The sequence below is a fragment of the Micromonospora sp. PRAS1 genome (assembly GCF_059553435.1).
Window position 1 is genome coordinate 217,444 of record NZ_JCANNB010000002.1, and the last position, 18,541, is coordinate 235,984.

An 18,541-nucleotide genomic window follows, 5' to 3' on the forward strand; every position below is an offset into this window, starting at 1 on the left:
GTGCCCGCCTCCACCTCCGCCCTGGCCCGTCCCCACCCGCTCGCCGCAGCGGCGCGGGTGGTCGTGCTGTCGCTGATCGCCGTCCTGACCCTGCTCGCCACCCGCGACCTGGTCCAGTTGTGGTGGATCGTCCTGCTGGGGATCGCCGGGCTGCCCGCCTGCCTGGCCCCCCAGCACCGGCTGATCGGCCCGCTCAGCCGGTTGGCCGAGGTGGTCGTGCTCGGCCTGGCGGCGAGCCAGGTGGCCGCCGTCGCCACCGTCGGCGGCCACATCGGCGGGTTGGGCGCCTCCGCGGTGCTGCCCTACCTCGCGGTTCCGGTGACCGTGACCGCGCTGCGGCGCCGCTTCCGCGAGGGCGCGGTGCTGATCGCGGTCGTCGCCGGCACCCTGCTGGTCGCCGGGGCGTTCACCGAGGTCGCCGGGGTACGGCAGCTGACCCAGCCGGGCTACCTCGCGGTATGCGCCCAGTGGCTGATCCTGGCCGCGCTCGGTCTCTCCGCGGCGCGCACCCTGCACCGGGTGATGCTCGTCCGGCAGGAGGCCAAGCCCCAGCCGTACGCCGAGGCGACCCGGCTGCTGACCCAGCTGCGTACGGTGGCCCGGCAGCTGCCCGGCGCGACGCTCGACCCCGGCGGGATCTCCGAGCACCTGCTTGAGGAGCTGCGCACGGTGGCCCGCACCGACCGGGGGGCGGTGCTCTCCGCAAGCGGCGGCGGGCGGCTGGTGGTGCTCGCCCAGATCGGCGCGGACCGGGTCGACTGGGAGACCACGCTCGACGCGGACTCGGCAATCGCCGACGCCTGGGCCAGCCAGCAGCCGCAGACCGCCGCCCGCTCGCAGTCCCGCTCGCACTCCGGCGGAGGGGTGTCGGCGCTTATCGTGCCGCTGGTCGCCGGGGTCCGCACGGTCGGTCTGGTGGTGCTGGAGGCGGACGCCGCACAGGCGTACCCGCCACCGGTGGTGGCCCAGGTGACCGGGCTGACCGGGCCGGCGGCGCTGCGCCTGGAGGCCGCCCTGCTCTTCGACGAGGTGCGGTCGCTGGCCACCAACGAGGAACGGCAGCGGTTGGCCCGCGAGATCCACGACGGGGTAGCCCAGGAGCTGGTCATGGTCGGCTACGGGATCGACAACGCCCTGGCCACCGTCCACGACGACGCCGAGGAGACCGCCGAGTCGCTGCGTACGCTGCGCCAGGAGGTCACTCGGGTGATCACCGAGCTGCGGTTGAGCCTCTTCGAGCTGCGCAGCGAGGTGGACCGGCACGGTGGCCTGGCCGCCGCGATCGCCGAGTACGCCCGCACCGTCGGCGCCTCCGGCGGGCTGCGGGTGCACCTGTCGCTTGACGAGTCCACCGCCCGGCTGCCCGCCGCCACCGAGGCCGAGCTGCTGCGGATCGCCCAGGAGGCGGTCACCAACGCGCGTAAGCACGCCGGTGCGGCCAACCTCTGGGTCACCTGCGAGGTGGATCCGCCGTACGCTCAGATCGAAGTGTCGGATGACGGTCATGGCATAGGTGACCAGCGCTCGGACGGGCACTATGGTCTTGCGATCATGGCCGAGAGAGCGGAACGTATCCGGGGCCGGTTGGAGATCAGACCGCGGCAGCCGAGCGGCACGACCGTCGCGGTGGTGGTCGGCTCCTCGCCCCGGCGCGATAACGTTCGCGGCAGCGCCGCCGCCGCAGCAGAAGGGGAGTAACCCGAGGATGACCACAAGCCCGACACCGGCAACCCGTACCAAGGTCCTCCTTGTCGACGATCACGACTTGATCCGCAAGGGCCTGCGGCACGCCTTCGAGCGCGACCGGCAGTTCGAGGTCGTCGGCGAGGCGGCCACGGCGGCGGAGGGCGTACGACAGGCCGGCGCGTTGCAGCCGGACGTGGTGATCATGGACCTGCGGCTGCCCGACGGCAGCGGCCTGGAGGCCACCCGGGCGCTGCGCAAGTCCAGCGCCTCGATGGGCATCGTGGTGCTCACCATGTACGCCGGCGACGACCAGCTCTTCGGCGCCCTGGAGGCCGGGGCGAGCGCGTTCGTGCCGAAGACCGCACCGGCCGACGAAGTGGTCGCCGCCGCCCGGCACGCAGCCTCCTCGCCCAGCGCCTTCACCGCCGCCGACCTGGCCGAGGCGATGAAGCGCCGGCTCGCCCCCTCCGGTCCCCAGCTCTCCCCCCGCGAGGGTCAGGTGCTGCGGCTGCTCGCCGACGGGATGAGCGTGGCCGGCATCGCCAAGCAGCTCTTCGTCAGCGAGTCGACCGCCAAGACGCACATCTCCAAGCTCTACGAGAAGCTCGGCGCGGCCAACCGCGCGCAGGCCCTGATGACCGCGCTGCGGCTCGGCCTGCTCGAGGCACCGGACGCGCCGAAGTTCTGACGCCGGCCGGCGTACCCGTCGACGAAAGATCCGTGCCCGCTCCCACGCGGGCACGGATCTTCCCGTACGGATAGCCGATCGCGGCCCCGCGCTATGGTTTCCCGGGCCGAAGCGGGGCAGAATACCCGCCGGGGCACGGACGCCCCGAACGGTGCGGAGGGGTGGGAGAGCATTGCAGCGGCCGGACTGGGCACCCGAGACCATCGACGTCGAGCGGCCCAGCGTCGCTCGCATGTACGACTACTACCTCGGCGGTTCGCACAACTTCGCGGTGGACCGGGCGGCAGCCCAGGCCGTGGTGGCCGCAGTCCCGGAGGCGCCACTAATGGCCCAGGCCAACCGCGCATTCCTGCGCCGGGCCGTGCAGTACCTGACCAGCGTCGGTGTCCGGCAGTTCCTGGACATCGGTTCGGGCATCCCGACGGTCGGCAACGTCCACGAGATCGCCCAGCGGCACGCGCCCGACTCCCGGGTGGTCTACGTCGACGTGGACCCGGTAGCCGTGGCGCACAGCCGGGAGATCCTGACCGGCAACGAGGGCACCGCCGTCGTCCAGGAGGACTTCCGCCGCCCCGAGCAGATCCTGGCCCACCCGGACGTCCGCGCGATGCTCGACTTCTCCCAGCCCGTCGCCGTCCTGGTGGTGGCGGTGCTGCACTTCGTCGGCGACGACGACCGGCCGGCCGAGGTGCTGCGTACCCTGCGCGCCGCGCTGGCCCCGGGCAGCCACCTGGTGCTCTCCCAGGCCAGCCACGACGGCCGCGACGAGGCCGAGCGGGCCGAGGCCGAGCAGGTCTACCGGCGCACCGACAGCCCGCTCTGGGTGCGCAGCCGGGCCGAGCTGGCCGCCTTTTTCGACGGTTTCGAGCTGGTCGAACCCGGGGTGGTGTGGGTGCCGCAGTGGCGTCCGGAGACGCCGGACAGTGCCGAGGACGCCGAGCGGGCGGTGTTCCTGGGCGGAGTCGGGCGCCTCGGTGGCTGAGCCCCCGGACGCCGCGTCGAGCGGAGCGTTCGCCCGGGCCTGGGCCAAGGCGCTCTGGGGCACCAGCTACCTGCCGATGACCCAGGCCCAGCTGGAGGCGCTGTTGCAGCGGCTCACCGGCCTGCTGGCCGAGACGCTGCGGACCGAGCCGCTCGACCTGCGGGTGGGGCACCGGGTCGCCACCGAACTCGTCGCCGCGCACATCGCCTCCGCCGAGGCGCTCGGTCGCACCCTGGAGGTGATCCAGCTCCGGCTGGTCCGCGATCTCGACCTGGCCACCGACGACATCTCCGACCGGCTGGCCCGGCTGCTGGCCGCCGTCGCCACCGGGTACGCCCGGGCGCTGCGCGACCGCACCCTGGACGAGCAGGAGGCCATCCGGCGGGCCGCGATGACCGCCCGGGCCGAGGCGGAGCAGGCGCTACGCGCCAGTGAGGCGCGTTTCCGGCACCAGGCCACCCACGACCCGCTCACCGGCCTGCCGAACCGCACGCTCTTCGGCGAACGGCTCGCGGCGGCCGTGGACGCTGCGGCCGGCAATGGCCGCCGGGTCGGGCTCTGCTTCCTCGACCTGGACCGGTTCAAACGGGTCAACGACGCGTACGGCCACCAGATCGGCGACCGGGCGCTGATCTCCGCGGCCCGGCGGCTGAGTCGGGCCGTGGAGCCGCACCTGGTGGCCCGGCTCGGCGGCGACGCGTTCGTGATCCTGGTCGAGCGCTCCACCGGCACCGGAGACGTGGTCGCCGTCGCCGAGGCGGCGCTGGCCACCCTCGCCGAACCGGTGACGGTCGAGGGGCACGACGTGACGGTCACCGCGAGCGTCGGCATCGTGGAACGCCGGGCCGCCGACAGTTCACCGGACGACCTGATGCGGGCCGCGGGCAGCACGCTGCACTGGGCCAAGACCGCCGGTGGCGCCCGTTGGGCGCTCTACGACGCCGAGCGGGACGACCGGGAACAGGCCCGCCAGGCGTTGAGCGCGGCGATCCCCACCGGCCTGGAACGCGGCGAGTTCTATCTCGACTACCAGCCGCTGACGTCGCTGCACGACGGCTCGCTGCTCGGGGTCGAGGCGCTGGTGCGCTGGCGGCACCCGCAGCTGGGGGTGTTGCCGCCGGGCACCTTCATCGGGCTGGCCGAGGAGACCGGGCTGATCGTGCCGCTGGGCGGCTGGGTGCTCGCCGAGGCGTGCCGGGAGGCGGTCGGTTGGACGGCCGCCACGGATCGGCCCCCGTACGTCAGCGTCAACCTGGCGGTACGCCAGGTCCGCCGGCCCGGCCTGGTGCAGGAGGTACGCGCGCTGCTGCGGCGCACCGGCCTGCCACCGGAGCGGCTCCAGCTGGAGATCACCGAGAGCACCATGATGAGCGGCGCCGAGGAGCCGGTGCGGGCCCTGCGGGCCCTGGCCGACCTGGGCGTCCGCATCGCCATCGACGACTTCGGCACCGGCTACAGCAACCTGGCGTACCTGCGGGACCTGCCGGTGACCGAGCTGAAGGTGGCCGGCGAGTTCGTCCGCGGCCTGCGCGCCCCGGAGGCAGCCGACGAACGGATCCTCGCCTCGCTTGTCTCGCTTGCCCACGCGCTGAACCTGACCGTGACGGCCGAAGGGGTGGAGACCGACCGGCAGGCCGAGCGGCTCCGGGCGATCGGCTGTGACGCCGCCCAGGGCTGGCACTTCGGCCGCCCCGCCCCCGCCGAGAACATCCTCGCCCGGGTGAAAGGAAGGGCCCCCTGTTAACGCCTGGTGTATAGGAGGGGCCCCCTCCTAACAGCTGTCGGCTCAGCCGGTGAGGAGGGCGGCCAGGCGCTGCGCCTGGGTCTCCCAGCGCCACTCCCGCTCCACCCAGGCGCGGCCGGCCGCGCCGAACTGCCGGGCCAGATCCCGGTCGGCGAGCAGGGTGGCCACCCGGTCGGCGAGTTCGGCGAGGTCACGGCCGTCCACCACGTATCCGGTCTCCCCTTCCCGCACCGCGTCGGGCGCGCCACCGGAGTCGCCGGCCACCACCGGCAGGCCGGTCGCGGACGCCTCCAGGTAGACGATGCCGAGCCCCTCGACGTCCAGGCCCCGGTTGCGGGTCCGGCAGGGCATCGCGTACACGTCGCCGGCCGCGTAGTGGGCGGGTAGCTCCGCCGCCGGCACCGAGCCGGTGAAGACCACGTCCCGGTCCACCCCGGACTGCCGGGCCAGCCGGGCCAGCGTGGCCCGGTACGGCCCACCACCGACCACCAGCAGCGCCGCGTCGGGCACCCGGCGACGGATCAGCGGCATCGCCCGGATCAGCATGTCCTGCCCCTTGCGCGGCACCAGCCGGGACACGCAGACCACCACCGGACGGTCGGCGAGCCCCAGCCGGTGCCGCACGGCGGCACCGTCGACGCCCGGGTGGTACAGGTCGGTGTCCACGCCGGGGGCGAGCCGGCGCAGCTCGGTCACCCCGTCCAGCGCCCGCGCCAGCCGGGTCCGGGTGTACTCCCCCAGGTAGGTGACCACGTCGGTGCCCCGGCCGATGCGCCGCAGCGCGCCCCGGGCCACCGGTAGCGCCGCCCACCCCACCTCATGGCCGTGGGTGAGGGCGATCGCCCGCCGTACCCCGGCCCGCCGACGCAGTCCGGGGGCGAGCAGGCCGAGCGGGGCCGCCGCGCCGAACCAGACCGCGTCGCAGTCGTACGCGCGGGCCAGCCGGGCGGCACGGCGGGCCACCAGCGGCGTGGGCAGCAGCACCCGGGTACGGTCCCGGACCACCTCGAAGGGCTGGTCGGCGTCGAACTTCTCGGCACCGGACCAGCTCGACGCGTAGACCACCACCGACCCGGCCGGTTGGCGTACCGCGAGGTTGTGCACGAACGACTGGATGCCGCCCGGCCGGGGTGGGAAGTCGTTCGTGACCAGCAGCGTGCGACCCATCAACCGATCCTTCTTGCGTACGCGCGGGCGGCGGCGATCCGCTCGACGGTGGACGGGTGCGAGGCGGAGTAGAGGTACTCCCAGCGGGGCGGATCCGGGTCGGCGAGGTTGACCGTGGCGAGCCGCCGCTGCATCGACTCGAAGGCGACCGGGTCGCCCGTCAGGGTCAGCGCGTGCTCGTCGGCGCGCGCCTCGACCCGCCGCGACATCAGCGCCTGCACCGGGGTGAAGACCAGCCCGGCCACCGTGACGAGGGCCAGCAGCAGCCCGAACGCCCGCGGCTGGGCCACCGATTCGACCCCGGCCAGCCGCAGCAGCGGCGGCCAGGAGCCGATCAGATAGAGCGCGACCACCGCGGCGGCGGCACCGAGGGCGCCGGTGAACGTGCCGACCGGTACGTCCCGGTCCTTGGCGTGGCCGAGTTCGTGTGCCACGACCGCGGTCACCTCGGCCGGCGTCGCCTCCCGCAGCAGGTTGTCGTAGACCACGACGCGGCGGGTCGGACCGAACCCGGAGACGTACGCGTTGACCGCCCGGGTACGCCGCGAGGCGTCGGCGACAAGCACGTCGCGCACGGGTACCCCGTCCCGCTCGGCCAGCTCCATCAGCTGGCTGCGCAGCGGACCGGGTTCCATCGGGCTGAACCGGTTGAACACCGGCTCGACCAGCACCGGCAGCACGAAGGAGAGCAGCACCACAAGGGTCGCCGCCCCGGCCGCGCCGAACGCCCACCACCAGCGGGGGGCCAGCCGGACGACGGTGTAGAAGCCGAGCAGGGCCACCGCCCCGATGACCGCGCTTACCGCGTACGACCTGAGCAGGTCCGCCGCCCAGCCGCTCCAGCCGTTGGTGGCCAGCCCGTAGCGGGTGAGCACGGTGTGGCGCCAGGCGGCGAAGGGGAGCGTCACCAGGTCGGCGACCAGCACCACGGCGAGCCCGCCGAGGATGGCCTGCGCGATCCAGTGGTCACCGAAGGGGCGCCCGGCCAGCTCGATCAGGCGACTGCCCAGCGGGGTCAACCCCAGCGCCAGCGCCACCAGCAGCCCGACGCCGAGGGCCGCCCAACCGCCGGGACGCAGCGCGGAACGGAACTGCCGGGCCCGCTCCACCTGGTCGGCGGGGAGTTCGCGCAGCGCGGCGAGTTGGTCGGCCCGGGGCGCCGGCGGGCGGCTCCACGGGATCAGCACCAGCGCCGCCACGACCACGGCGACGCCGAGGCCGACGAGGGTGAGCACCGCCCATCCGCGCGGACTCACCGCGCCACCGTGCACCGGTAGCCGATCCGCATCGGCCTGCCGCGCCCGCGCTGCCTACCCCCCACGCCGCCACTCCTCCCGCCCGTGCGCGCCCATCCTAGTTCTCCCGTCCGGTGGGTCTGCCGCCCGGCGGACGGCACCCGGTCCACGCCCGGTGCGGTCAGGAGCGGGAGAGCCGGCGCAGCAGCGAATCGGCTCCCAACGGGTACGCGCCGTGCCGACGTACGCCGTCGGCGACCTCGCGGTCGGAGGAGACCACCACCACCGGGCGGCCCGGCGGTTCGGCGCGGACCAGGCGGCGGATCAGCTCGTCGGCGGTCTCCCCCTTGCGGGAGAAGAGCACCCGGACCCCGCGCGGGGCGGGCGGCAGCCCGTGGATGCGCTCGGCGCCGTCGAAGACCACGGTGACCTCGTCGCCGGTCTGCGCGGCGATGCCACCGAGCCCGGTGATCAACCGCTTGCGCTGCTGCTCCAGTGACATCTCGCCGAAGCCCCGCTTGGTCACGTTGTAGCCGTCCACCACCAGGTGTGCCCGGGGCAGGGCGAGCAGCTGGTCGAGCCGGGCCGGGTCGTCGGTGTCCCGGGCCCGGGTCGCGGCACCGGCGACGGTGGCCGTCGAGGAGTCGGCGGAGGTCTCCGCGACGAAGTCGGCGGGTAGCCGGTCCACCGGGTCCAGCGCCAGTTCGCGGCGGAGCCCGACGGCGGCCTGACCGATGGTCTCCAGGAGCAGCCAGAGCCGCGCGTCGTCGACGGAGCGGGCCTCCTTCGCACTGGCCCGCGCGACGCCCGCGGCAGCCTCCGCCTCGGCCAGCCGGGCGCGGATCCGGCGCAGCTCGGCGTCCGCGTCCGCCGCGGCCCGGGTGGCCCGGCCCCGCTCGGTGGCCAGCAGTTCGCCCGTCTTGCGCTCGCGGGCCTGCGTCTCCCGCAGGGTCCGGGTCAGCTGCCGGTTCTCCTCCCGCAGCTGGCCCAGTTCCTCGCGGACCCGGGCGAGTTCGTCGCGTAGCTTGTCGGCCTCCACCCGGGCCACCGCCCGGTCGTGCTCGGCCCGGGTGGCCCGCTGTTCGGCCGCGCGGACCAGTTCGGCGACGACCGCACTGTCCGCCTCGGCGCGCACCGCCTCGCCGCTGGCGTCGATCAACTTCCGCCACCCGCGCGGCCGGGCCAGATAGGCCAGGGCCGCCACCTCGACCGGGTCGGCAGCGGCCGGGGCGGTTCCCTCGACCACGGCGGCGCCCAGGTCACCGGCGTCGGCAAGCACCCGGCTGGTGACCCGCTGCCGGAACAGCGGATCGCCGGCGAGCTGGGCGGCGATCGCCGGGGCACCGAGCCGGGCCCGCCGGTTGGGCGCGAACTTGGCCACCCGGCGCAGCGGCACGGGCACCTCGTCGGCGGGCAGGCCGGGCAGGACGGCGGCGGTGAGCGAGACGATCCGCTGCCGGACCGGCTCGGGCAGGCTCGGCTCCGGCTCGGACTCAGACTCGGACTCAGACCGGCTCGGCTCCGGCTCGGACTCCGGCGGGCTCAGCTCAGACTCGGGCGGGCTCGGAACCGGCGTCCCGGCGGACGCCGGGGCATCGGCGGCAGTGGCGTGATCAGGGCGGTCACCGGCAGCCGGCACCGGGACGACCTGCTCCTCCTGGCGGAGGTTGTCGTCGTGCGGCTCGGTGAGGGGCATGTGGCAAGTCTCCCACCGCGACCGGGCCCACCGCCTGGTGAGTGAGCCGATCTCTCATCCTAGACCGGTGGTGACACGCGGGACGGTTGGGACGGGAGTGTCGCACCGGACCGTTACCGTGCCGCCGATGGCAGCACAGGAGTACCGCCAACCGGCACTGGCCGGGCTCGACCCGGCCACCGACGGTGTCGACCCGGCGTTGCCGCTGCACGCGACGACCTTCGTCGTGGTCGACCTGGAGACCACCGGCGGCGCCCCGGACGGCGGCGGCATCACCGAGATCGGCGCGGTCAAGGTGCGCGGCGGCGAGGAGCTGGGGATGCTGGCCACCCTGGTCAACCCGGGGGTGCCGATCCCGCCGTTCATCACCGTGCTGACCGGCATCACCCAGGCGATGCTGCTGCCGGCGCCGCCGATCGAAGAGGTGCTGCCGAGCTTCCTGGAGTTCCTCACCGACGCCGTGCTGGTGGCCCACAACGCTCCCTACGATGTCGGTTTCCTCAAGGCGGCCTGCGCCAGGCACGGCTACCGCTGGCCGAATCCGAAGGTGCTGGACACCGCGGCGCTGGCCCGGCGGGTGCTGCTCAGGGACGAGGTGCCCAACCGCAAGCTGGCCACCCTCGCCGCGCACTTCCGCGCCGCCACCACCCCGACCCACCGGGCGCTGGACGACGCCCGGGCCACCGTCGACGTGCTGCACGGGCTGATCGGGCGGCTCGGCAGCCACCGGGTGGACACGCTCGGCGAGGCCATCGAGTTCGCCCGGGCCGTCACCCCGACCCAGCGCCGCAAGCGCCACCTGGCCGACGGCCTGCCGCGCTCCCCCGGGGTCTACATCTTCCGGGCCGCCGACGACCGGCCGCTCTACGTCGGCACCTCCCGGGACATCGCCACCCGGGTACGCAGCTACTTCACCGCGGCGGAGAAGCGCGCCCGGATCTCGGAGATGCTGGCCGCCGCCGAGCGGGTCGAGGCGGTCGAGTGCGCGCACTCGCTGGAGGCGGAGGTGCGTGAGCTGCGGCTGATCGGGGCGCACGCGCCGCCGTACAATCGCCGTTCGAAGTTCCCGGAGCGGGTGGTCTGGCTGAAGCTGACCGACGGGCCGTACCCCCGGTTGTCGGTGGTCCGGGAGATCTCCCCCGCCGACCGCGCCTACCTCGGCCCCTTCTCCTCCCGGCGGGCCGCGGAGCTGGCCGCCGCCGGGTTCCACGACGCGGTGCCGCTGCGCCAGTGCACCCACCGGCTGTCGCTGCGCACGGTCACGCCGGCCTGCGCGCTGGCCGAGCTGGGCCGCTGCCCGGCGCCGTGCGAACACCGGATCACCCCCGAGGAGTACGCCGACCGCGCGGTGACCCCGTTCGCCACCGCCACCACCGGCGATCCCCGGCCCGTGGTGGACGCCCTGCTCGCCCGGATCGAGGCGCTCTCGGCCGACCAGCGGTACGAGGAGGCAGCCGTGCTCCGCTCCCGGCTGACCGCGGTGCTGCGGGCCGCCCTCCGGATGCAGCGGCTGGCCGCCCTGACCGGGATCGCCGAGCTGGCCGCCGCCCGACCGGCCGACGGCGGCGGCTGGGAGCTGGCGCTGGTCCGGCACGGCCGGCTGGCCGGGGCCGGGGTCTCACCGCCCGGCGTCCACCCTCGACCGACGCTCGCCGTCATCCGGGCCACCGCCGAGACGGTGTCGCCCGGTCACGGTCCGGTCCCGGCGGCCAGCCCGGAGGAGTCGGAACGGATCCTGTCCTGGTTGGAACGACCCGAGACCAGACTTGTCGAGATGTCGTCCGGATGGGCCTCCCCGGTGGCCGGCGCGGCGCGCTTCCGCGACCTGCTGACCAAGGCCGAGAAGGCCGGATCCCACCAACTCTGGTCCGAACGCTCATGAGCAAGTGTCCGATCGGACTACGTCGACTCACTTAGTCTGTTAAGGAAGTGCAGTCCTGCCCGTTTCGAGGGTCTGCTCCCGGTTGCCGGATTCCGGCGGTCGGTGAGCAGGGTGAGGGGGTGTCCCGGGTGGACGTCGACGCCGGACACGGCGGCGCCCTGGGGGGCGCCCTCCCGACACAGCCAGGCGAGCTTCCGCTGACCCGCCGGCTCCGATCGCTGCTGACCTGGCCCGCCACCGACAACGAACCGGTCGGTCAGCTGGTCCGCGTGCACCGGACCATCCATCCCGGCGCCGATCCCGCGGTGCTGCGCCGGGCGTACACCATCGCGGAGAACATGCACCGGGGGCAGTTCCGCAAGAGCGGGGAGCCGTTCATCACCCACCCGCTCGCGGTCGCCGAGATCTGTGCCGACCTGGGCATGGACACCACGACCCTGGTCGCGGCGCTGCTGCACGACACGGTGGAGGACACCCGCTACACGTTGCAGGCGCTGGCCGAGGATTTCGGTCACGAGGTGTCCCACCTGGTCGACGGGGTGACCAAGTTCGACAAGGCGTTCTACGGCCAGGCCGCCGAGGCGGAGACCATCCGAAAGATGATCATCGCGGCGGGCAAGGACGTCCGGGTGCTGATCATCAAGCTCTGCGACCGGCTGCACAACATGCGCACCCTCGGCGTACGGTCGGCGGCCTCCCGGGAGCGGATCGCCCGCAAGACCCTGGAGGTGCTGGTACCGCTCTGTGACCGGCTGGGCATCCAGACCCTCAAGCGGGAGCTGGACGACGTGGTGCTGCTGCACCTGGAGCCGGAGGAGCACGCCCGCATCGCCCGGCACGTGCACGACCGCCCGGGCTGGGACGCCTACCTCGCCGACGTGGTGGCGCAGACCAGGGTGGCGCTGCGCCGCAGCCGGGTCGACGCCGAGGTGGCGCCCCGCCCCCGGCACCTCTACTCGATCTGGAAGGACACGGTGGCCGGCGGCCACACCGTGCCGTACGACCTGCCCCGGATCACGGTGGTGGTGGATGGCCCGGCCACCGACTGTTACGCGGCGCTCGGCGCGGTACACGGCCTCTGGCGCCCGGTGCCCGGCCGGTTCAAGGACTTCATCGCCTCGCCGAAGAACAACCTCTACCGGTCCCTGCACACGAGCGTCTGCGGGCCGCGCAACCGCACGGTGGAGGTGCTGATCCGCACCGTCGAGATGCACCGCTCGGCCGAGTACGGCGTGGCCGCCGACTTCCGCTTTCCCCGCTCGGGCGGGGCGGCCGCAGTCCGCGCCGGGCAGCTCGACTGGCTACGCCGGGTGCTGGACTGGGAGCAGGACGCCGCCGACCCGGCGCAGTTCCTCCAGTCGCTGCGCTGCGACCTGTCCGAGGCGCAGATCCAGGTGGTCGCCGAGGGCCGGCAGATCGTCCTGCCGGCCGGCGCCACCCCGGTCGACCTGGCGTACGAGCTGGGTGCCGACCGGGGCGACCGATGTCTCGCGGCCCGGATCAACGGCCGGCTGGTCCCGCTCTCCTCCGAGCTGGACGAGGGCGACGTGGTGGAGATCTTCACCGAGACCGACGAGGAGAGCAGCCTCGACGCCGAGGTCGCCCCGCGCGGCCCGCGCCGGGAATGGCTGGGCTTCGTCAAGTCCCCGCACGCGCAGATGCAGATCAACAGGTGGTTCGCCGACCACAGTGAACCGGGCATCTCGATTAGCGACAAGGTCCGGCTCGGCCGGGCCACCATCGGGCTGGCGCTGCGGCAGCACAACCGCGGGCTGGCCAGCGACCTGCCGCTGCTGCGACTGTCGGAGGAACTCGGCTACCCCGACCTGGAGACCCTGCTGGTCGCGGTCTTCGACCGGGTGATCGAACCGGACGCCGTGGTACGCCAGCTCATCGACCTGGTCGACCATCGGCAGTGATCCGGCGTGGTCCCCGGCCGCGACCGGGGCGCGCGACCACTAGCCTTGAGCCATGATCCTCCGCCCGCGCCGCACCGGCCGCGCCGTCGCGTACCAGGTCTTCTACCGGTTGCCGCTGCCGGTGCGGCGTCGGCTGGTGCGGATGGCCGTGCCGAAGTACATCGTCGGCGCCGTCACCCTGCTCCGGGACAGCGAGGCGGCCGGGCCGGGCCGGCTGCTGCTGCTGCGCCAGCCGCCCGGTCGTGGCTGGACGCTTCCCGCCGGGCTGCTGCGTCGCGGCGAGAACCCGGCCGTGGGCGCGGCCCGGGAACTGCACGAGGAGACCGGCGTACGGCTCTCCCCCACCCAACTGAACCCGGCCGCGCCGAACGCGGTCGTGCACGCCAAGGGCTGGGTGGACGTGGTATTCACCGCCGAGGTGCCGGCGTCGAGCACCGAACTCAAGGTGGACGGGGCGGAGGTCTTCGAGGCGGCCTGGCACCCCCTGGACGACCTGCCGAAGCTGACCTGGCCCACCGCGCGGCTGCTCGCCTACTACGACATCGGTCCGCTGGCCGGGCAGTTCCCGCCCCCGCTGCCGGACACCCTGCCGTGACCGGACCAGCCGGCGGGCCGCCGGCCGGGACCGGATCCGGCGGCGCGCCGGCCGGGACCGGATCGGGCGGCGGGCCGGCGGACCAACCGCCCGCCCCGGCTGGCGGGATCTGCGCGGTGGTGCTCGCCGCCGGGGAGGGCACCCGGCTGCGCCCGTTGACCGAGCGGCTACCCAAGGCGCTCTGCCCGGTGGGCAACGTGCCGCTGCTGGACCGGGCGCTGACCCGGCTCGCCGGGCTGGGGCTGAGCGGTCCGGCGGCGGTCGCCGTCAACGCCAGCTACCTCGGCGATCAGGTCGTCGAGCGGGTCGGCACCCGGGCCCACCTCTCGGTGGAGCCGGACGGTCCGCTCGGCACCGCCGGTGGCGTGGGGCGGCTGCGGGACTGGATCGCCGGCCGGGGGGTGCTGGTCGGCAACGCCGACGCGTACCTCGCCGATCCGACGGCACCGCCCGGGCCCGACATCGCCGCGCTGCTGGCCGGCTGGGACGGCGAGAGCGTACGCCTGCTCGGCCAGCCCGCGCCCGACCCGCGGGCACCCGGCACCTTCGACGGGCACCTCTTCACCGGCTTCTCGCTGCTGCCCTGGCGGTTGGTCCGGGACCTGCCGGCGACCTTCGGCGACCTGGTCCGCGCGGTGTGGCGCCCGGCCGAGGCGGCCGGCGCGCTGAGCGTGGTCCGCTACCGGGGCACCTTCTACGACACCGGCACCCCGGCGGACTACCTGGCGGCCAACCTGCACGCGGCCGGCGGCGGCAACCTGGTGGACCCCACCGCCACGGTGACCGGTAGCTGCCGCGAGTCGGTGGTCGGCGCGGGCGCGGTCGTGCGCGGCGCGGTCACCCGCACCGTGCTCTGGCCCGGCGCCACGGTCGGCGTCGACGAGCGCCTGCTCGACGTCGTCCGCACGGCCGAGGGACTGACCGTCCCAGCCTGCTGAGCAGGTGCCCAAGCATTAGCATGGGCGGCGACGCCGACGAACGGAGTGCCTTCCCGTGATCACCGCGATCGTGCTGATCGACTGCGCCACCGACTCGATCCCGGAGGTGGCCACCGCCCTGGCCGAGTTGCCCGGCGTGAGCGAGGTCTACTCGGTGGCCGGGCACGTGGACCTGATCGCCATGGTCCGGGTCCGCGAGTTCGACGAGATCGCCCAGATCATCGCGGGCAGCATCTCGAAGGTGCCAGGTGTGCTCAACACCGAGTCGCACATCGCCTTCCGCGCCTACTCCCGTCACGACCTCGAAGAGGCCTTCGCCATCGGCCTGGGCAACACCGACTGAGCGCCCGAGGTGGACGCGCCGTCGCCAGCGGCACTCGGCGAGGACCCCACCGGCGTAGAGCCGGTCCGCCCCGGGATGGGACGGACCGGCTCTACTCGTACGTACCGGCGGGTCAGCTCTGCTGCGGCGCCGGGCTTTCGCTCACCGTGCCGCCCGGAGCCGGGGCCTGCTCGGTGCTGGTGCCACCCGGAGTCGGCTGCTCGGTGCCCGGGGCGGTGCCACCGGGGCTCGGCGTGCCGCTCGCGCTGGCCTCCGGGACCGGGATGCCGAGCTGCTCGGCCAGCTGCACCAGGGCGTCGTAGTGCGCCTGGAGGACCGGCAGCGCGGTCTGCGCCAGCTGGACCACCTGGGTTTCGGTGCCCTGCGAGATCTCCGTCTGGGTGGCCTGGATGGCCTGGAGGTGGCCGGCCAGACCCTGGGTCACCCAGAGCCGGTCGAACTCCTCACCGTTGGCGTTCTTCAACTGGTCGAGAGCCGTCCGCTGATCCGGGGTCGGCTCGTTCGGCAGCTGGACGTTGAGCTGACCGGCCAGGTCCTTCACCGACTTGTCCAGCTCCTGATGGTCGGTGACGATCATCTGCGCCAGGTCCTTGACCTGCTGGTTCTGCGCCTTCTTCTGGGCCAGTTCGCCGGCCTGGACCTCGTACAGGTTGACCTGGTGGATCGCCTGCAGGTACTGGGTGTCCTGCTCCGACGGCTGTGCCGCCGCCTGGGCCGCCGCGGCGGGTGCGACGCCCACCAGCACCAGCGCGGCCAGCAGGCCGAGCCGTTTGATACCCAACATGCTTCCTCCCCGTTGAGACGTTGGACCGCACGGATACCCGGCTGGCCGGGGTTATTCCTGCGATCCGCGAGAGGGGGCGGGAAGCTCCGGCGCGGCGCCGGAGGGCGAAAAAGGGCGTGGCGCCCGCCGGAGGACTCCGGCGGGCGCCACGTCACGCGGTGCGCCGACTCAGCGGCGGGTCTCCCCGCTGCCGATCTCCTCCCGCTCCGGTCGCGGCTCGACCGGCGGGTGCCCCGGCGAGACCGGCGCCTCGGCCGGCTTCTCGATCGGGTAGAAGAAGCCCCGGATGGCCGGGCCGAGGGCGCCGAGCCGGTTCATCTTCTTCGGCACCACCCAGCCGGCGTACGGCAGCTCGGTGTGCCCGTGCTCGTCGGGCGCGGTGAGCGGCTGGTGCACCTCGACGAAGCGGCCGTCCGGCAGGCGCCGGATGATGCCGGTCTCCACGCCGTGGGCCAGCACCTCCCGGTCGTGCTGCTGGAGACCCAGGCAGAGCCGGTAGGTGATGTAGTACGCCAACGGCGGCCCGAGCAGCAGACCGATCCGACCCGCCCAGGTCATCGCGTTCAGGCTGATGTGGAACTTGTCGGCGATTACGTCGTTCGCGCCGGAGAGGGTCAGGATCACGTAGAACGTGATGGCCATGGCGCCCAGACCGGTGCGGAACGGCACGTCACGGGGACGCTGGAGCAGGTTGTGGCTCCGGTAGTCCTTGAGGTAGCGCGCCTCCATGAACGGATAGAACAGGGAGAGCATGACCAGGATGCCGGGTAGCACCACGGTCGGCCAGAACAGCGGCGGAATCACATACCCGTCGCCGATGGGTATGACGATCTCCCAGTCCGGCATCAGTCGGGTCGAACCGTCCAGGAACATGACGTACCAGTCCGGCTGGCTGGCGGCCGAGACCACCCACGCCTCGTACGGGCCGAACAACCAGACCGGGTTGATCTGGAACAGACCGCCCAACAGTGCGATCACGCCGAAGACGACCATGAAGAAGCCGCCCTGCTTGATCGCGTAGCGCGGGAACATCCGCTCGCCGACCACGTTGCCGTTGGTCCGGCCCGGACCCGGCCACTGCGTGTGCTTCTGCTTGAACACAAGCCCCAGGTGGACGCTGATCAGCGCGACCAGCAGGGCCGGGATGAGCAGCACGTGGGCGATGAAGAACCGGCTGATGATGATCGTGCCGGGGAACTCGCCGTTGAAGACCGCAGCGGTCACCCAGGAACCGATCACCGGGATGGAGAGCATGATCGCCGAGGCGATCCGCAGACCGGTGCCGGAGAGGCCGTCGTCCGGCAGCGAGTAGCCGGTGAAGCCGGCCAGGAAGCCGACCCAGAAGAGCAGCGAGCCGATGATCCAGTTGGTCTCCCGCGGCTTGCGGAACGCGCCGGTGAAGAAGATCCGCAGCATGTGCACCACGATCGCGGCCATGAACAGCAGCGCCGACCAGTGGTGCATCTGCCGCATGATCAGGCCGCCCCGGACGTCGAACGAGATGTCCAGCGTCGAGGCGTACGCGGCCGACATCGGCGTGCCCCGCAGCGGGGCGTAGCTGCCGTTGTAGATGACCTCGGTCATCGTCGGCTCGAAGAAGAAGGTGAGGAAGACACCGGTCAGCAGCAGGACGATGAACGAGAAGAGCGCGATCTCGCCGAGCAGGAACGACCAGTGGTCGGGGAAGACCTTGTTCAGCAGTCGGCGCAGCGGGGTGGCCACCTGGAAACGGTCGTCGACCGCCCGGGCGGTGTTGCCCGGCGCCGCTGCCATGTCAAACTTGCGCCGCTTCACGGCCGCTCCCAGAAGTCGGGCCCGACGGTTTCGGTGTAGTCGGACTTCGCCACGAAGTAGCCCTCGGCATCCACCTCGATCGGCAACTGCGGTAGCCGGCGGCTGGCGGGGCCGAAGACGGGCTTGGCGTTGTCGGTGATCAGGAACTGCGACTGGTGGCACGGGCAGAGCAGCCGGTTGGTCTGCTGCTCGTACAGGCTCGCCGGGCAGCCGGCGTGCGTGCAGATCTTCGAGTAGGCGGCGTAGTTGCCCCACATGTAGCCGCCGTGCCCCGCGCGCTCGTTGTTGCGGCGCGATTCCTCGGCGTCGGCGTCCCGCAGGTGGATCAGCAGGGTCACCGAGTCGGCGTGCTGGTTGCTCACGCCGTGCTCGATGCCGGGGAAGACGGTGATCTGGCCACCGGCGCTGATGTCCTCCGGGCGGACCGGGCGGCCGTCCTCGCGGACCAGTCGGATCTTCCGCCCGTCCTGCGGAGAGAAGCCGGTGGTCATCATCTGGTTGTTCTTGTGCGGGTCCGAGATGAGCCCGCCCACCAGCGGTGCCGCGGCGACCGCACCGACCGGCACCAGGCCGGCGAGCAACGACATGCCGAGCAGCGGCCGGCGCTTCACACCCAGCTCGTCAGCCATGTAGAGCATGGTCTGGCCGGTGATGGTCCGGTCCTCGGTGGCCACCGCGCCCTCGTGCCGGTCCTGGATCGACACCTCCTTGGGCAGCAGCTTCTTGCCCCAGGTCAGGATGCCGAAGCCGATGCCCAGCAGCGCGATGCCGAGGGTCAGGCCGAGCAGCGGGGTGAACAGCTTGTCGCCGCCACGGCCCGGCTGGTACTCCCACGGCCACCAGATGTAGATCGCCAGGAAGGCGGTCGCCGCCAGGCCGGTGATCAGGAAGAACCCGGCCACCGTACGGACCAGCCGGCGCTCGGCCTTGCTGCCCGGGGCGACCTGCTCCTCGTAGTGGACGATCTCGATGTCGTCCCGGCGGGCACCCTCCCGGACGATGTCGAACCGGCTCACCGCCGGGTCGTTCACGTCGATCGGTGCCTGGTCCGGGCGGCTTGCCTGCCCGGTCTGCGTGCTCATGCTCCC

Annotated in this window: 15 protein-coding genes; 9 read left to right on the forward strand and 6 right to left on the reverse strand. The window is 73.1% G+C overall.

All coding sequences use genetic code 11. The features are described 5' to 3' along the window. The 4 genes from AC507J_RS03300 to AC507J_RS03315 all read left to right on the forward strand — a co-directional run bounded on the left by AC507J_RS03300 (position 1) and on the right by AC507J_RS03315 (position 5,100). On the forward strand, positions 1-1,698 hold the full coding sequence (locus AC507J_RS03300; protein WP_496287546.1) for a sensor histidine kinase: 1,698 nt from the start codon (positions 1-3) through the stop codon (positions 1,696-1,698). 7 nt (positions 1,699-1,705) lie between these two features. Continuing rightward, entirely contained in the window at positions 1,706-2,374 is a 669-nt protein-coding gene (locus AC507J_RS03305) for a response regulator transcription factor (protein ID WP_007072219.1), read from the forward strand. Between the two features lie 172 nt (positions 2,375-2,546). Further along, positions 2,547-3,356: an SAM-dependent methyltransferase gene (locus AC507J_RS03310; RefSeq protein WP_496287547.1), complete on the forward strand. Its 810-nt coding sequence runs from the start codon at positions 2,547-2,549 to the stop codon at positions 3,354-3,356. Between the two features lie 76 nt (positions 3,357-3,432). Continuing rightward, the gene (locus AC507J_RS03315) at positions 3,433-5,100 is read left to right on the forward strand and encodes a putative bifunctional diguanylate cyclase/phosphodiesterase (protein WP_496287641.1); all 1,668 of its coding nucleotides are present in this window, start codon (positions 3,433-3,435) and stop codon (positions 5,098-5,100) included. Between the two features lie 42 nt (positions 5,101-5,142). On the opposite strand, the gene AC507J_RS03320 is transcribed toward AC507J_RS03315, so the two are convergent. The 3 genes from AC507J_RS03320 to AC507J_RS03330 form a co-directional block, all read right to left on the reverse strand. Next, positions 5,143-6,267, reverse strand: a complete 1,125-nt coding sequence (locus AC507J_RS03320) for a glycosyltransferase family 4 protein (RefSeq protein ID WP_496287548.1) — start codon at positions 6,265-6,267, stop codon at positions 5,143-5,145. After that, positions 6,267-7,523: a M48 family metallopeptidase gene (locus AC507J_RS03325; protein ID WP_496287549.1), complete on the reverse strand. Its 1,257-nt coding sequence runs from the start codon at positions 7,521-7,523 to the stop codon at positions 6,267-6,269. The genes AC507J_RS03320 and AC507J_RS03325 overlap by 1 nt, the downstream gene beginning before the upstream one ends. Before the next feature lie 160 nt (positions 7,524-7,683). Beyond that, positions 7,684-9,198: an NYN domain-containing protein gene (locus AC507J_RS03330; protein WP_496287550.1), complete on the reverse strand. Its 1,515-nt coding sequence runs from the start codon at positions 9,196-9,198 to the stop codon at positions 7,684-7,686. Between the two features lie 127 nt (positions 9,199-9,325). Here AC507J_RS03330 and AC507J_RS03335 point away from each other — a divergent pair, with 127 nt between their 5' ends. From AC507J_RS03335 to AC507J_RS03355, 5 genes are all read left to right on the forward strand, one after another. Further along, complete coding sequence (locus tag AC507J_RS03335) at positions 9,326-11,080, forward strand: DEDD exonuclease domain-containing protein (protein WP_496287551.1); 1,755 nt, start codon at positions 9,326-9,328, stop codon at positions 11,078-11,080. 128 nt (positions 11,081-11,208) lie between these two features. Beyond that, the gene (locus tag AC507J_RS03340; protein WP_496287642.1) at positions 11,209-12,999 is read left to right on the forward strand and encodes a RelA/SpoT family protein; all 1,791 of its coding nucleotides are present in this window, start codon (positions 11,209-11,211) and stop codon (positions 12,997-12,999) included. 52 nt (positions 13,000-13,051) lie between these two features. Next, entirely contained in the window at positions 13,052-13,594 is a 543-nt protein-coding gene (locus tag AC507J_RS03345) for an NUDIX hydrolase (protein ID WP_496287552.1), read from the forward strand. A gap of 116 nt (positions 13,595-13,710) precedes the next feature. Further along, complete coding sequence (locus AC507J_RS03350) at positions 13,711-14,532, forward strand: sugar phosphate nucleotidyltransferase (RefSeq protein WP_496287643.1); 822 nt, start codon at positions 13,711-13,713, stop codon at positions 14,530-14,532. Between the two features lie 55 nt (positions 14,533-14,587). Then, positions 14,588-14,875: an Lrp/AsnC family transcriptional regulator gene (locus AC507J_RS03355; protein ID WP_496287553.1), complete on the forward strand. Its 288-nt coding sequence runs from the start codon at positions 14,588-14,590 to the stop codon at positions 14,873-14,875. A gap of 112 nt (positions 14,876-14,987) precedes the next feature. Here the strand turns inward: AC507J_RS03355 and AC507J_RS03360 are convergent, their stop codons facing one another. The 3 genes from AC507J_RS03360 to qcrA all read right to left on the reverse strand — a co-directional run bounded on the left by AC507J_RS03360 (position 14,988) and on the right by qcrA (position 18,535). Further along, on the reverse strand, positions 14,988-15,659 hold the full coding sequence (locus AC507J_RS03360) for a DUF4142 domain-containing protein (RefSeq protein ID WP_496287554.1): 672 nt from the start codon (positions 15,657-15,659) through the stop codon (positions 14,988-14,990). 168 nt (positions 15,660-15,827) lie between these two features. Further along, complete coding sequence (gene qcrB / locus AC507J_RS03365) at positions 15,828-17,453, reverse strand: cytochrome bc1 complex cytochrome b subunit (RefSeq protein WP_496287555.1); 1,626 nt, start codon at positions 17,451-17,453, stop codon at positions 15,828-15,830. Next, a complete protein-coding gene (qcrA, locus tag AC507J_RS03370) occupies positions 17,450-18,535 on the reverse strand; it encodes a cytochrome bc1 complex Rieske iron-sulfur subunit (RefSeq protein WP_496287556.1) in 1,086 nt (361 codons plus the stop codon). The genes qcrB and qcrA overlap by 4 nt, the downstream gene beginning before the upstream one ends. Between the last annotated feature and the right edge of the window lie 6 nt (positions 18,536-18,541).